Raw genomic sequence first — 14986 nt, forward strand, 5'->3', positions numbered from 1 at the left:
AACTCAGTCTGCTTGGGCGGGCAGCTCGTCACTCAGGCCGAGCTTGCCAGGGTTCAGGATATTTTTCGGGTCCAGCGTGCGCTTGATGGCCTGCAGCACAGCAAAGGCGCTACCCAGAGAATCGGCCATGTAGGGCGCACGCAGCAACCCCACGCCATGGTGATGGCTCAGAGCGGCATTGTGGCGTACCAGCACCGCATTGGCCGCATCCCAGGCGGCGCGGTACCAACGCGCGCGGTCCGCTACCTCGACTTCGCCGCGCAGCGAGAAGTACAGGCAGGCACCGTCCACGTAGGCGTGCGACTGGTGGGCCGAGCCGGCCAGCGTGCCTGGCACCGCGTTGATAGCAGCCACCACCTCGTCGTAGATGACGGGCAGGTCGCTCCAGCGGCCGCTCATCTCCAGCGTGTCGGCTACGAAGCCGGGGCTGCGTTTGAAGCCTTCGGCGCTCTTGCCGGTGAGATAGCGCGTGTCGAGCCAGCGCTCGAAGATGACCGGGCCGTCGAGCTCCCGTCCGAGTTCCTTGCAGACGCGCTCGCTGATGACCATGACGGCATCCACCATCTCGGGTGCGCCTTCGTCGGCGATCAGCAGCACGTGCGTGTCAGCCAGCTCGAACTGCACCTTGCTTTCAAGCGCGTCGTACAGCCTCAGGGCGGCCGGGTTAGCGCCGCGCTGCATGATCTCTCGACAGGCTTGCAGGCCGGTGGCGAAGCTGTCGAACCCGTAGGCGATTGCGCGGCCATGGTCGGGCAGGCGGTGCAGCTTCAGCCGCACACGCACGATCACACCGAGCGTGCCCTCGGAGCCGATGAAAAGCTGCAGCAGGTCGGAGCCCACGGCCGCGCGCGAGTAGCCGCCCACGGTCACCAGGCTGCCGTCGGCCAGCACCACGTCCATGCCGAACACCATGTCCTCGATCTTTCCGTAGCGCGTGGACAATTGGCCCGCGCCGCGGCATGCGACCCAGCCGCCGACGGTGCTGATGCCGAAGGATGACGGCCAGTGGCCCATGGTCATCCGGTGGTCGCGCTGGATGATTTCCTCGAATACATCGCCGAACATGCCAGCTTCGACTTCGACGATCTGGCTGTCGGCGTCGAAGCCGATGAACCTGTTGAGTTCGCACACATCGAGCACGATGCCACCGCGTACTGGTAGCGCCGCGCCGGTCACGTTGCTGCGGCCGGCCGACACAGTCACGGGGATCGAGGCGGCGTGCGCGATGCGCATCACGGCCTGGATCTGTTCGACGGTGGAGGCACGAACGATCACGGCCTGCGGCGTGGCGGGTCTGCCACCGGTTTCGCTGACCATGGAGCCGGCCCACCAGTCGCGTGTCCATGCCACGACGTCAGCGGTGGCGGTCAGCACCTCGTCGGCCACCTTGCGCAGCGCCTCGATGTGCGCGGCCGGGATAGGCACCGGCGCGCGTTGCAGGCCCGCCGGGCCGTCGGCGTTGGTGATCGTCTTGGCGTAGGCCGGCGGCGTATGTGCGCCCACGATGTAGTTGCGGCGGTTGTAGCCGCGCTGGATGGCGTCTTTGCTGATCATCTACTTCACTCCCATAAGGATGGATTTTTCATGCTCGATGGCGGCGCGGTAGCTGCTGACCTGCTGCGCCGTTTCCGAGGGGGGCAGACCGAGTTCGGCCTGGAGGATTTCGCCCACGCGTGCCGCCGCGCGGCCCGAGGCGTCGCGCGCCATCAGGCGCGCGCGGATGCGCCGTGACAGCACGTCGTCAACGGTGCAGGCGAGTTCGTGGCGCACCGCATAGACGATCTCGGCTTCGCTGTGTGGCAGGCCTTCGACGATCGGCCTTTGCAGGCCGGGGTTCGCGTGCAGGATGTCGGTGACGAAGCGCGCTTCGGTGCCGTAGCGCTCGCCCAGGTGTGCTGCCATGCCGCCTGAGGCGGTGATGGCCTGCGCGTCGTAGCCGGCGGCGCCCAGCAGGAAGGCTGATTTGGTCTTGCAGCGGTTGCGCTGGCCCAGCACCTTCTGCGCGGCGTCGATGGTCTGTTCGGCCATGTGGCGCGACGTCGTCAGCTTGCCGCCGACGATGGTGAGCAGCCCATCGGAGGCGATGCGGATTTCGTGGTTGCGCTTGATCTCCAACGTCTTGCCGCCCGGTGGCGCTACCAGTGGGCGACAGCCTGCAATGCTGCCAACCACATCTTCGGCCCGTAGATCGGTCTTGAGCGCGGAGCGTGCGCCATCGAGCAAGAAGTCGAGTTCTTCGCGCGTGCAGCACACGTCGTCGAGGTCGCCGGTGTAGTCCTCATCGGTGGTGCCTAGGTAGGAGACATCGCCCCAGCGTGTGATGGTCGCGCGCCGATTGCGGCCTGGTACCGGGATGGTCACGGTGCAGTCGTTGCGGATCTTGAGCCATGGGATGGCCACGTGCACGCCTTTGGCGGGGCGCACGTTCAGCGCCTTCTCGTCGCCTTTCTTGCGGCCATCCCAGTCACGCAGCCACACGCCGGTCGCCATGATGACGACACTGGCGCGTGCGTGGATCTCTCGGCCATCGGCCTGGACGACAGCGCCGTCAACCTTGCCGTGCGCATTGCGCGTGATCTCGACCGCCTTCGCGTGGTTGACGAGCGCCGCGCCATGGAAGGCGGCAGTGCGCGCGATGTTGAGCGTGAGCCGAGCATCATCGACGCGCGCGTCGAAGTACATGAAGCCGCCGGTCAGATGCTCTTCACGAAAGGTCGGGCAATGCGACAGCACCTCGGACTTGGTCAGCTTCTGGTGCAGGATGCCCTCGCGCCAGCCCCCCGCGATGTCGTAGGTCCAGAGCAGGCTTTCGAAAGCCTTGGCCAGGCGCTTGTCGAACACGCCCTCGCGTTCCATGACGGGAAACAGGAAAGGCAGGCGTTGCACCAGGTGGCGGGCATTGCGGCGCAGCCGCTGGCGCTCCAGCAGCGAGTGGCGCACCAGCCCGAGGTTGCCCTGCTCGATGTATCGCAGCCCGCCGTGGACCATCTTGGATGACTTGGACGACGTGCCGAAGGCGAAGTCGTCCTTCTCCACCAGCGCCACGCGGTAGCCGCGCAGGCTGGCGTCGAGCGCGGCGTAGGCGCCGGTGACACCACCGCCGACGATCAGCATGTCGAAGTGCTCGTCGGCCAGGCGAGCGAGCTGATCCTGCCGGTTCAGCCGCAGCGGCTCGGTGGCCGTCATCGCGGCGCGGTCCTTGGACGGTTGCAGGAATGGCAGAACCATCATCGCGGGAGCTCTCCTGTTGAAACATTCTTGAAGTGGCGCGCCTGCGCGAGCTCGGCTTCGACCCGGGCGTGCCACAGGGCACGCCGCGCCTGACGCTCGGCGGCATCGATTGAGGGCTCGAACACCGCGTCGGTGGTCAGCGTGGCGCGGGCCTGCTGCAGCGAGTCCCATAGCAGCCCGGACGAGCCGGCCAGAAAGGCGATGCCGCGCAGACTGGCTCGGTCGGTTTCCGCCAAGCGTCGCACCGGTATGCCCGTGAGGTCGGCCTGGATCTGCAACAGCGTGGAGCTGCTCGCCAGCCCGCCGCCGACCACCAGCTCGGACACGTGCACGTCCGACACGTCCTCGTTCGCCCGGATGCACGAGGCCACTGAGTGGGCGATGCCTTCGAGCACGGCGCGCGCCACCTCGGCGCGTGTGGTGGCCATCGAAATGCCGGTGAGCGACGCGCGTGCGGCGGGCTCCATTGCGGGTACGCGCAAGCCGGTCAACGCGGGAATGAATGTGACGTTGCGCGATGTGCCGGCGGTGGCTGCGAGCTGACTGATCTGCTTCGCGTCGTCGAACCACTGCAGCTTTTCGCAGACCCAGTTCAGCGCCGAGCCGGTGGTGGCGACGAAGGTCTCCACCGCGAAGTGCGAAACGCCCTGCGCGCGGCGCGCCATCATGGTGAGCGTGCCGTCGTGCAGCCCCCCATTGACGGGCTGCACCGGACCGACGATCACGTCGACGAAACTGCCGGTGCCGTGCACGCACATCGCCTGTTCACGGTCGAGGCAACCCAGGCCGATGGCGCCCGCATGCTGGTCGCCCGCGCAGGCCAGGATCGGCACGTCGATGCCCAGCACGTCGGTGCGCGTGCGGCCAAACTGGTCGGCGTCCTCGCGCAATACGGGCAACAGTTCGCGCGGGAAACCGAGCGCGTCGATCCAGTCAAGCTGATAGCGGTGTTCTGCCAGCACGTAGGCGCTGCCCGAAGTCACGTTGGTGGGCGTGGTCACGCAGGCGCGCTGGTCCGACAGGTGCCACAGCAGCCAGCTGTCGATGGTCCCGAAAGCCAGGCGACCTTCGTCGAAGGCGCGGGCCGTGGCCGGCGTTTCACGCAGTTGGTGCGCAGCCCAGAGATAGGGCGAGCGCACGCCCACCGGGCGGCCCATCTGCTTCACAAGCACCGGGTCCCATGCGGGTGCGAGCCGGCTCAGTTCGTCGACGTAGCGGGTGTCCTGCCACACCATCACGGGCGCCAACGCGCGGCCGGTCTGGGTGTCCCACAGCACGGCCGAGCAGCGCTGGGTGGCGATGGCCAATGCGGCGATGTGCTTGTGCTCGGCTCGGGCGCGCGCGATGGTCGCGCGGCACACGGCCAAGGTCTTCTCGAGGATCGCGTTTGCGTCCTGCTCGACCACGCCCGGGTACGGCGTGTCGACCTGCAGCGCCGCATACTCAAGGCACGACACGTGCCCGTCGCGACCGACGACGGCCGCCCGGGTTCCGGAGGTGCCTTCATCGATGGAGAGGATCACGTCCTCAGTGGTGGAATTCATCAGTTCATTTTTCCCACGGCTGGATGCGGAGGTTCGGACAGCGCGCGCGTGTCGTCCTTGAACTGCGGCGCGTCGGCTTCGTTGTCGGGGCTGATGGCGGTGCGGGTCGGGTCCCAGCGGATCGCAAAGCAGATCGCGCTCGCAATGAGTGGCACCACCGACAGGATCAGGAAGGTGTGCTCCAGCCCGTACTTCTCGCGGAACAGCGGAAATACCAGCAGCCCCAGCGCTGCGCCGATGGAGCCCAGCGCACCGATGATGCCGTTGGCGCCTGCGCGCAGTTCGCTGCGAAACGACAGCGACGACAGGCTCTTGCCGTTCGCGCCGGGCCCGCCCGAATGGAACAGGATGAACAGCGATGGCACGATCACCGCCAGCCACAGCGGCATGCGGCCGTGGAACAACCCCAGCGTGAGAAGCATGAGGAACACCATCGCGAAGCCGAAGGCCGAGGCGCGGCGCAGCCCGAGCTTGCGACCGATCCACGGCGAGAGAAAGCCGCCGAAGATGCCGAACACGTTGAAGGCCAGCGCGCCCAGAGTGGCCTGCGCGAAGTCCTTGCCGAACAGCGTAGCGCTGATCAGCGGCAGATACCAGCCCACCGCGAAGTACTGAATCGATTGGCCGATCTGCACGGTAGCAGCAAGGATGGTGCGCTGCAGGTACACGCCACGAAAGATAAGCAGCACGTTGGCTGCGCCGCGGCGCGCCTGGTTGAGCACCGGCAGCCGTTCGCGATGGGGTGCTGCCACGAAGCGTTGCCCGTAGATGCGGCTCATGGCGCGGGCGGCTTCGTCGAGCCGCTCCTTGCGGGCCAGCCAGACGGGACTCTCGACCAGCAACGTGAACTGCAGCACGAGGATGGTCACGCCGAAAACTGCGGTGGCCGCCACAGAGTAGCGCCAGATCGCGTCGCCCACGTCCCACGAATAGAACATCAGTGCTAGCAACAGGTTGGTGCACACCGCCGCATACCACATGCCCTGCCAGGTGTTGAGCCGGCTCTTGAGCTTGGTCGGCGTGAACTCAGCGAGCACCGCCATCGCGATGGCGAAGTCGATGCCGTAGGCCGCGCCCACAAAGAAACGGCCGACCAGGATCATCTCGAAGCCGGGCGCAAACACCACCAGTACCGCGCCAATCACGGCCAAGAATTTAGCGAGGACGAGCGGGCGGATGCGGCCCCAGCGGTCGGCCATCCAGCCGCCGATGGGGTTGAACGCAATGGCGACCCACGAGGCCATCGAAGTCATCAGTGCGACTTGCGCGGCGGTGAGTGAGAGGTTGCGCGTCATCGGGCCGAGGCCCGCGCTCAATGCGGAATTGGAAAAAGCGTCGAGGAACAGTCCGCCAAGTGCGAGCCACCAAATGACAGCGGCCCGGCCGACGATGCCCTGGCGTGAATCCAGGTAGGCGATGACATCGTCGATGCCGCGGATCTTGATCGCGTTGGGTTGCACAGTTGTCTCCATTGGAATAATCCGCAAGAGGACGATGCAAACCATGCAGGCGCGACAAAGCCATCTCACAGATGGTCTTTAAATCTGAACCTGTACGCAGATTCTAAGTGCGAGCTTTTTGCAAGGTCAACGGAATCGCGCAGGGTTAGCGTTAACCACTAGGCATCTGCAAGTGGGCTGCTTCCGGTTTCGTGTGTTGGCGTCGACCGGAAAAAGCCGAAGAGACCACCCCCGTCGGCCCATGGGGGCGGGCTTTCGCGCGGCGCGAGAAAACTCTCGCGGACGGCCCAGCTCGAGCGCTGTGTACACATCGGTGACCGGGAAAGCGACATCTACGAGTTGTTCTTCACCGCGGCAGAGTTGAGCACGGGATTCCTCGTCAGAACGTGCGTTGACCGTCTTGTGGGCGGTGGTGATCCACAGTCGCCGACGAGATGGCTGATGTCCGAGTGCAAGGGTGTATCGCGTCGAGTTCAGGGATGTGAAGGGCCAAAGTTGTGATGCGCTTCTCGAGATCAGGCATCGTCGCATCAGAGTGCGCCGTTCGATCGGTAAGCGGAAGCAATACCCTGCGCTCGATCTGACAGTCATTCACGCGCAGGAGCGCGACGCGCCATCGGGTCGCGCTGCACTGGAGTGGAAGATCCTCACGAATCTGTCGCTTCGTTCGAAGGCCGACGTCATGGGGGAGATCAACTGGTATGCCATGTGCTGGAAGATCGAGATCTTCCACAAGATTCTGAGATCGGGCTGTTGGGTGGAAGGCTCGTGACTACGAACATCCGGGATCGGTATCAGTGCTGAGTGCAGCAGCGCATCGGGTTGGGATGTCGTCCAATCAGCCAAGTTGGCCAAGCGCTGTTCAAGCAAGCGAAGGTGCTGACCGCTGTTCGAGATGAAAAGACGTTGGACCAATTTGCATCGCAGCCTGAACAGGACGGGGATCGTTCACGCGGGCATGCACGATACGGTTTCTGGCTGTCGAAGCCTGCTGCTGAATTCACCATGGCGGTTAATCGTTTGACTAGCTCAAGATTTCTCGCCGCAGGCTCCAGATGCACGCACCTACGCGAAGTAGATTTTCGACATTGGTGTCATGGGATGCATTCTCAGCGTCCTCTTTCTGGACCAAGTCCACAAGATGGGCCAACGCGTCTGCCGGTGTGAAACCATGACCCGCTCGTGCCATGTCCATGACTGCAACCAGTACATCGGTTTTTTCAAAAGTCAGAACCAAGTGATCTTCGTGAATTGGGCATGGAAAGAGGCCCTTTAGCACTCTCGTTCGAGGTGATCGCCGCGATCATGTAGTAGTGAACTGAATGGACTCAATCCAGAGTCAACGACGCTTGGCGTGAAGAAAATTCTTCGCAGTCCTATGGCCCCGCTTTGCCAGTTCCTTGCATCCAAGGTAGGGGTTCGCGCACTGGAAAACTGGCTGGCTCGCAGTTTGACGTGCGCGAGTATGGCCTGCCTTGAAGGGTGCGGCATGATCACTAAAACACCCATTGAGAGGCTGGAAAGTGCTATCTCTGCGATGCCCGCGTAACGACCGCTGGGCGTTCTTTGAACTGGAAAAGACACGACCAACCATCATGAAGATCAACTGTGATTTGTGTTGAATTCATGAGTTCGACGAATGCACCCACACGAGAAAATTTCCCGTTTCAGCGCTCTCACTCCGCTGTGTAGCGCACGAACTGGTCGAGCGCCAAGATGAACAACGCAGCCATGCTGAACATCAAGACCCAGCCGGGCAATTGCAGAGCGCTGACGACGGCCAAGCCGGAAGGAATCTTATGGGGGGTTGTGGTGGTGCAGATGAAGCTCGCCGCCGCCATGCCGGTGTAGTGCATTGAACAAACAGCGGCCCCCATCACACCGGCCGCCAACACGCGCATGACCGATGTGCGCGTATTGAACGCCAGCCATAGCGCGACGGTTGCTACTACAACGGCAATGAGCATGGACAGGCCGATGATCGAGTACGACCAGTCGATGAAACCTCCGAAACGCATGCCGAACATACCCAGATAGTGCATGACGACAACGCCCATGCCGAGCAGAAAACCGGCCAAGCCCAGACGCACGATGCTGCGAGGCGCCGCAGCGACGTAAGCAAGCGCGATGGCCGTCGCCACGGCAGCAGCAATCAGTGAAATCAGTGTTTCAAACATGGAGTACGAAACGCCGACATGAAGTTGGAGAGCGAGCATGCCGATGAAGTGCATGGCCCACACACCAACACCGCCCAAGGCGAGCCCTGCGGTGGCCGCGTGATACCAGTTGATTCGGCCTCCCGGGCCCACGATCCGGTGTGCGGAGAGGAGGGCGATGAAAGAGCCTGCGACTGAAATGAAATAAGACAGCGCGACCAACGACACGCTGTATGAAGGCGTGAGTAGTGTTCCCATATGAATCCCTGAGCGTGCGATAGCGAAATAAGGCTTCAGCCGGCTTGTTGCTCTTTGTTGCGACTGAGAAGGAATAAAGCGGCCAGGACAATGCCCTGCAGCTACCGCTTCGCCCCCGATGCGCGCGACACTGAAGTCCTTGCCATCAAAGCTTTGAATTCGACTGACCCTGCCGATTGCTTGCAAATGTCAGTCGACGAGAAAATTATCGTTTACCCTTACGTACAAAGTACTCAAAAGTGAGCAGCCGATCGCGGAAAGTGAGTGGTATGTCACGAAACACTGCGCGCATTCTTGTTTGGTGTGGTCGTGCTGTGCGGCGTCGCTGAGGTGGACAAAGTCATGCAGGAGAACCGCATGGCGGGCGAGAGTCGGGATGTCTGTTTCGTGGGTTTCATCAGCGCTGTTGCATGCTCGAATTCAGGGCGGGCCTCCCCTTACCCCAGACGCAGCTATGCCACGCGCACAGTCTCAGGCGTTCCCAGACCGATGAACCTGTTGAGGATCGATGCCCGTACCTGCAACTCGGTCACCTGTCTCTGGACATCCCGTGCCATCATGCGCTCGCCCAGTCTCTTGAAGCCTCTGTCTTGGTCAGTACCAGGCTGCGACGGTGATAGCCGCTCCATTTCCTCCAGATTGAGCGACCAAGCTTGCCTGTCGTTCTCGGGATCTCGTTTCTTGCCTGCGCCTCAGCCTTGCATCCGCCCAACGTTTGGCGTTCTTGCTCAGGCATGCAGCCACTGCATGATCGTCAAGGACGAAGACCTCCAGGGCTTGGTCCCTGAGGCCATCACCGCACTCGCGCAGCAGATGCTTCAGCGCCTGCGCCAGCAGGACGGCGAGATCAAGTTCAAGGACACCAAGATCGAGATGATCGCCTTTCAGCGCACACGGCTTGGTGAATGGGCATTGCCACTATCGCGGCCGGCTTGTCACTCCGGGGCCCATTGATTGTTTGTGGCGCCGATGATTCTTGGAAGCTGCACCAGACTGCATGCGCTTGGCAGCGTGGTCGTCGGTGCCATCCAGCACCTCGTGCCTGCCGCCGAGTTCATGGCGGTGTTTCCAGACCCAGCGGGCTGTTGCCTTCGCTGTGTCTCGGACGTCCTTGAATGGCAAGGGCTTGATGAACCCAGCATTGATAGCCGCGGCCTGATACTGGGCTATGGTGAGCCAGTGTTCCTCGCTCTCATGGCTTTGTACGGTGTGGTATGCCCAAAGGCGCAGAGGAGCGAACAATTCGTCGATGTGCCCACCGGACAGGCAGTTCATGGGCCGTTGCTCTATCGTGCGCCGGGTAGAGACGTCTGCCGTGTAGCGCACGAACTGATCGAGCGCGAGGAGGAACAACGCGGCCATGGTGAACATCAAGACCCAACCGTGCAATTGCAGACCGCTGACGATGGTCGGGCCCGAAGGAATTGCCTGTGGTGTCGTAGTTGTGCAGATGAAACTCGCGGCAGCCATGCCGGTGTAGTGCATCGAGCAGACGGCACCGCCCATGACGCAAGCGGCCAGCGCGCGAACGGCAAGCGTGCGGGTATTGAATGAGAGCCACAGCGCCACGGTCGCCACAACGACCGCAATGAGCATGGACAGGCCGATGATGAAATACGACCAGCCGATGAAACCCCCGAAGCGCATGCTGAACATGCCCAGGTAGTGCATCACGACGATGCCCATGCCCAGCAGGAAGCCGGGCACGAGCAGGCGGACGACCCTGCGAGGCGCCGCAGCCACATAAGCAAGTGCAATGGCGGTCGTCACGACGGCAGCGACCAGTGAAATCAGCGTTTCAAACATGGAGTACGAAACGCCGACATGTAGTTGGAGCGCGAGCATGCCGATGAAGTGCATGGCCCACACACCAACACCGCCCAAGGCGAGCCCTGCAGTTGCAGCGTGATAGAGGCCGATTCGCCCTCCTGGCCCCACGATCCGACGTGCTGCGAGCAGCGCGATGAAGGAGCCTGCGACTGACATGCAGTAAGACAGCGCGACCAACGGCACGCTGTATGAAGGCGTGAGCAGTGTTCCCATGCGAATCCCTGAGCGTGAAAGCGAAATAAGGCCTCGGCCGCTTTGGTTCTTCGTTGCGATCAAGAAAGACCGTCGCCGAAATAGGCACTGAGAGGGACTCGATCTCAGTCGTATTGGGGGGCTGCAAGTATCAAAGAAATGAGCACGTTTGTTTTCAACATTACGCATCTCCAGGCAAAGCGATACATGGGTAGGTTCCCGTAGATGAAGGTGTTACAAGACATTGCGTGCACCTATTCGGCGCGTTCGCGCCGTTCAGCCTCGCGAAGGTCTTCAGCCGCAAGGTCACTTCTGTTGATGATGTAGTTGTGGTTTCGCCGAGCGACATCGATCCCGATCCGGGATCACAGTGCCTTGGGCTGGCACTCGCCGAAGGAATTTGCGCACGCGCGAGAGCAAGGGAGTCGAGCGGGTCGTGCAAGAAAAAGCCGCGGTGGCGCGAGATTCGACTTTCTCGACGACGTGGTCTTGCTGCACAGGCAGGCCGGCCATGCACTTATACGTGTCTCGGTTGCCGCTGACACGTAAGCGCTCTTTTGACCACGCCCTTGTCGCCACATGAGCGCTGGACTAAGGGATGACGGTTGGTACTTCTTCGGCGGCGCGTCGGGGCGAGAATCGCGGTCATACCTCCGCATTCGATCCATCGATGACTAATCCATTTGCCCCATTGTCCGAGGACGAGTACGACGAGCTTGACTGGTTCCTCCTCTATGAGGTCGACACGGAAGAGGTGATGACGCTGGACATGGTGGACGGGTTCATGCACGCCCTTGCGGTCGGTCCGACCACCGTGCAGCCGAGGCGGTGGCTGCCCCAGATCTGGGGCACCAAGGAGATGATGCCGCCGATGGAGTCAATCGAGCAGGTGAACCACATTTTGGGATTGGTCATGCGTCACTTCAACAGCATCATTTCCGGGCTGGAGGAGGAGCCACGAGTGGTCAGTCCTGGCTGGTCAACAATGACCTACAAGGGCGACAAACGGGAATATGACGACGCCGAGTCGTGGGCCTACGGCTTCGTTGAGGGAATGAAGCTCTGCTGGAATGATTGGCAGCCGTTGCTATCAACGCCGCAAGGGCAAGCCTGGTTCAGGCCGATCGGCCTGCTCGGCGAAGATGACTTCTCCGTTGATCAGGACGAACTCACCAAGACGCCTGCCATGAGGGCCGAGCTGGCACTCCAGATTCCGCAAGCGGTGCTGGACATGCATGCCCACTGGCTCCCGCTCAGACGCGCTGTCTATGAGCGCGAGGTGGCGAAGTCGATGCAACCCAAGGTGGGGCGCAATGAGCCTTGCCCCTGCGGCAGCGGCAAGAAGTTCAAGAAGTGCTGCGGAGCAGCGAACGACCTGCACTGAGACAGATCGCAGATCCAGCTCGCTCGGTCACTGCATGAGTCGCCACGGCAGCCCTTGGACGAGGATATGCTGATGGTCATGATGCAGGTCCTGGACCTGGCCGAAGAGAACCTGAAGCGCATCACCCAGGAGGAGGCTGCGTGATCGTCCGTATCTTCAAGTTGGGCACCTCCAATGGCGAGGCCCCGGTGAACTACCTGCTCAGCATGAAGGACCACACGGGCCAGCCCCGCGAGGTCGCTCTCGAGGTTGGAGAAGGCCATCCCGCCACAGCGATGGCCGTCATCAACGGCACCCAACACAAGCACCGCTATGTATCCGGCGTGCTGGTCTTCCGGGACAAGGAGGAGCCAAGCTGCCAGCAGATGCACGGGGTGAACTGTCTCACCCGGATGTCTTCCGGTTCCATCTCGAACTTGTACCGATCCCAGTTCTGATGCATGAGCATGCGCGCCATCGCCATTGAGAGAGCAGGCACGGCGACATCTTCCATGCCTTGCTGAGCGAGCTTCCGACTCACAAGTCCGCCGCAATACGTGTCCGCGCGATGATTGGCTCATCCACGTCCAGAGACATGAATCCCTCAAATGCCACCTGCAACTTTCAGTTAATTCGCTCAAAGCTATGCACGGTAGCGGGCCACTGCGAATTCATCCAGAGTCCGCTTAGCGCCCTGAAAATTGCGCCGGCCGGCGCTCGACAAAATGTTTGATGCCCTCAGTGAAGTCCTCGCTGCGGATGCTTTCGACCATCTCCGAATTGGCCAGTGCGACCGCCTCCCCCAACGTCTGATAAGGCGCTTCCCAGAGTTGCGCCTTCATTACGCGCACGGAGCGTGGCGAAACCTCCGTCGAGAGCGATACAGCCAGCTTCTGAGCTTGAGGCAAGAGGTCATCCGCTGTCACGACACGATTGACGAGGCCCATAGACAAGGCTTCAGCCGCATTGATTTTTCGGGATGTCAGGAGAAGGTCGGTGGCATTCGCGTGACCGACGATGCGTGGCAATACCCATGCGATGCCATGTTCAGCGATCAGGCCCCGTTTCGCGAAGGCGGTGGCGAAGACAGCCTTTTCCGACGCGATACGAAAGTCGCTGTAGAGCGCCATGATGAGGCCGAGTCCAGCCGCTGCGCCGTTGATGGCGCTAATGATGGGCTTGGGCGTAGCCGGAAAGTAGGTGTATCGCGACTGGTAGTCGCTACGTCGGTTCATGTCGTAGGGCCGCATCCACTCCTCCGCTTGAATGTCTTCGGGCGGCAATACTGCAAGCTCTTCCATGTCCATCCCCGCGCAGAAGGCGCGGCCCGCCCCGGTCAGCACGATCGCTCGCACCGCGCGGTCCCGCCCCGCCTGCTCGATAGCTGAACGCAATTCCGCCTCAAGGACCTTTGTCAGTGCATTCATCTGCTCAGGTCGATTGAATGTGATGGTGGCGACGGATCCGTCGACTTGATAAAGAATTTGTTTGAAGGTCATGATCGACTCGATTTAGATGTTGGTCAGCGCAAGGAAAACTTGGGGCAACTGAATGGACACGGGCTCGAGAAACTCCTCGATGCCAAAGCGGCCGTTCTCTCGCCCGATGCCGGACTTCTTGAAACCGCCGAAAGGGGCGGCTGGGTTGAAGGGTGCGCCGTTGATGTCGATCTGTCCGGCACGCATGCAACGTGCGACCGCCAAAGTCTGCGCTGTGGCGGGTCCCCACACAGCGCCTGCCAGCCCGTAGTCGGTGCTGTTGGCCAACGCGATTCCGGCCTTCACATCGTCATAGGCAATCAGCACCAAAACAGGGCCGAACACTTCTTCCTGTGCAATGGACATCTGAGACTCCACGTCGGTCAGCACGGTAGGCGGCACGAAGAAGCCGTGTGCAGGCAGATCCGCGGCTGGTCCAAGACGCCGTGCGCCAGCGGCCAATGCATCGTCGATCAGCCCTAGAACTTTCTTCTGCTGTGCCTTCGAGACCAGTGGTCCCAGGCGTGTCGCGCCGTCCGCCGGGTCGCCCATACGGTAGCCGGCGAGAAGTTCTTGCGCGATATCTTCAGCAGCCTTGAGCGATGAGCGCGGCAAGAGCAGGCGTGTAGTGGCCGAACAGGTCTGGCCCGAATTCAGCATGCAGCCAGCCAGCGTCACCTTGACCGCCGACGCGAGATCGGCCTCAGGCAGCACGAGCGCCGCTGACTTGCCACCGAGTTCCAGCGCAATACGCTTGATGTCACTGCCAGCAACGCAGGCAATATGGCTTCCGGCGCGGGTCGATCCAGTAAAGGACACCATGTCAACGCCCGGATGGCGGACCAGCGCCTCCCCCACGTCTGGACCGGTGCCGTGAACGAGGTTGAAGACCCCTGGTGGTAATCCGGCTTGCCGAACGGCATCGGCCAACAAAAAGGCACTGGTGGGGGCCAGCTCGGACGGTTTGAGCACCACTGTGCAACCCGCCAGCAGTGCAGGCGCGACCTTCCCCGTGATCTGATGCAATGGATAGTTCCAGGGCGTGATACAGGCCACGACGCCGGTGGGTACCTGCTGCACCAGCGAATGGCCAATCCGCGATTCCCACTCGAACTCGGCGGCGAGATCGGCATACATGTCCCAGGCCGCAATCGGCGCTCCCACCTGGATGCGACCGGCGAGCTTGCGAGGCATGCCGACTTCCCGAGAAATGGCGATGGTCAGGGCTTCACTCTGGTCACGCAGCGCACCGGCGATTCGGCGGACGGCGGCAATGCGCTCGGCAATGGGCGTTGCCGCCCAGGCGTCGAAGGCGCGCCGGGCGGCCGTTACCGCGGCGTCGACGTCCGCCGCTGAAGCGCTGCGATAGGACCCGAAGATCGCTTCTGTAAAGCTGTCTACAACGGGTAATTCGTGTTCGCCCCGGGCAGGGGTAAAGGCGCCATCAATAAAAATGTCGGTGGGGCTTGTCATT

Annotated in this window: 12 protein-coding genes and 1 pseudogene; 4 read left to right on the forward strand and 9 right to left on the reverse strand. The window is 62.0% G+C overall.

What is annotated here, in order from left to right; translation table 11 throughout:
* Nucleotides 1-3 precede the first annotated feature (3 nt).
* Genes AC57B8_RS00405 through AC57B8_RS00420 form a run of 4 tightly spaced genes read right to left on the reverse strand, consistent with a single transcriptional unit; the run spans nt 4 to nt 6235 of the window.
* The gene (locus tag AC57B8_RS00405) at nt 4-1554 is read right to left on the reverse strand and encodes an FAD-binding oxidoreductase (protein ID WP_496478293.1); all 1551 of its coding nucleotides are present in this window, start codon (nt 1552-1554) and stop codon (nt 4-6) included.
* Nucleotides 1555-3231: a glycerol-3-phosphate dehydrogenase/oxidase gene (locus tag AC57B8_RS00410; RefSeq protein WP_496478294.1), complete on the reverse strand. Its 1677-nt coding sequence runs from the start codon at nt 3229-3231 to the stop codon at nt 1555-1557.
* Nucleotides 3228-4775: an FGGY family carbohydrate kinase gene (locus AC57B8_RS00415; RefSeq protein WP_496478295.1), complete on the reverse strand. Its 1548-nt coding sequence runs from the start codon at nt 4773-4775 to the stop codon at nt 3228-3230. Before AC57B8_RS00415 ends, AC57B8_RS00410 begins: the two co-directional genes overlap by 4 nt.
* Nucleotides 4775-6235 carry an MFS transporter gene (locus AC57B8_RS00420; protein ID WP_496478296.1) on the reverse strand — a complete coding sequence of 487 codons (1461 nt, stop codon included), beginning with the start codon at nt 6233-6235 and terminating at the stop codon, nt 4775-4777. Before AC57B8_RS00420 ends, AC57B8_RS00415 begins: the two co-directional genes overlap by 1 nt.
* A 457-nt stretch (nt 6236-6692) precedes the next feature.
* On the opposite strand from AC57B8_RS00420, the gene AC57B8_RS00425 reads away from it, so the two are divergent.
* Complete coding sequence (locus AC57B8_RS00425; protein WP_496478297.1) at nt 6693-7007, forward strand: hypothetical protein; 315 nt, start codon at nt 6693-6695, stop codon at nt 7005-7007.
* 904 nt (nt 7008-7911) lie between these two features.
* Here the strand turns inward: AC57B8_RS00425 and AC57B8_RS00430 are convergent.
* Nucleotides 7912-8835: an MHYT domain-containing protein gene (locus tag AC57B8_RS00430; RefSeq protein WP_496478298.1), complete on the reverse strand. Its 924-nt coding sequence runs from the start codon at nt 8833-8835 to the stop codon at nt 7912-7914.
* A 266-nt stretch (nt 8836-9101) separates the two neighbouring features.
* A pseudogene (locus AC57B8_RS00435) lies at nt 9102-9375 on the reverse strand (IS5/IS1182 family transposase); the annotation flags it as partial.
* Nucleotides 9376-9396: 21 nt separating this feature from the next.
* On the opposite strand from AC57B8_RS00435, the gene AC57B8_RS00440 reads away from it, so the two are divergent.
* Entirely contained in the window at nt 9397-9603 is a 207-nt protein-coding gene (locus AC57B8_RS00440) for a hypothetical protein (RefSeq protein WP_496478299.1), read from the forward strand.
* Here the strand turns inward: AC57B8_RS00440 and AC57B8_RS00445 are convergent.
* On the reverse strand, nt 9568-10692 hold the full coding sequence (locus AC57B8_RS00445) for an MHYT domain-containing protein (protein WP_496478300.1): 1125 nt from the start codon (nt 10690-10692) through the stop codon (nt 9568-9570). The genes AC57B8_RS00440 and AC57B8_RS00445 overlap by 36 nt on opposite strands.
* A gap of 577 nt (nt 10693-11269) precedes the next feature.
* Here AC57B8_RS00445 and AC57B8_RS00450 point away from each other — a divergent pair.
* Nucleotides 11270-12055 (forward strand): UPF0149 family protein, encoded by a 786-nt coding sequence (locus tag AC57B8_RS00450; RefSeq protein ID WP_496478301.1) that lies wholly within the window; start codon nt 11270-11272, stop codon nt 12053-12055.
* Nucleotides 12056-12195: 140 nt separating this feature from the next.
* Nucleotides 12196-12492, forward strand: coding sequence for a hypothetical protein (locus AC57B8_RS00455; protein WP_496478302.1), 297 nt, complete (start codon nt 12196-12198; stop codon nt 12490-12492).
* Between the two features lie 228 nt (nt 12493-12720).
* On the opposite strand, the gene AC57B8_RS00460 is transcribed toward AC57B8_RS00455, so the two are convergent.
* Together AC57B8_RS00460 and AC57B8_RS00465 are read right to left on the reverse strand one after the other, a co-directional pair.
* The gene (locus AC57B8_RS00460; protein ID WP_496478303.1) at nt 12721-13533 is read right to left on the reverse strand and encodes an enoyl-CoA hydratase; all 813 of its coding nucleotides are present in this window, start codon (nt 13531-13533) and stop codon (nt 12721-12723) included.
* Nucleotides 13534-13545: 12 nt separating this feature from the next.
* Nucleotides 13546-14985, reverse strand: a complete 1440-nt coding sequence (locus AC57B8_RS00465; RefSeq protein ID WP_496478304.1) for an aldehyde dehydrogenase family protein — start codon at nt 14983-14985, stop codon at nt 13546-13548.
* Between the last annotated feature and the right edge of the window lies 1 nt (nt 14986).

This window comes from Variovorax sp. BGA-UO-ETr-C22 (assembly GCF_059567965.1).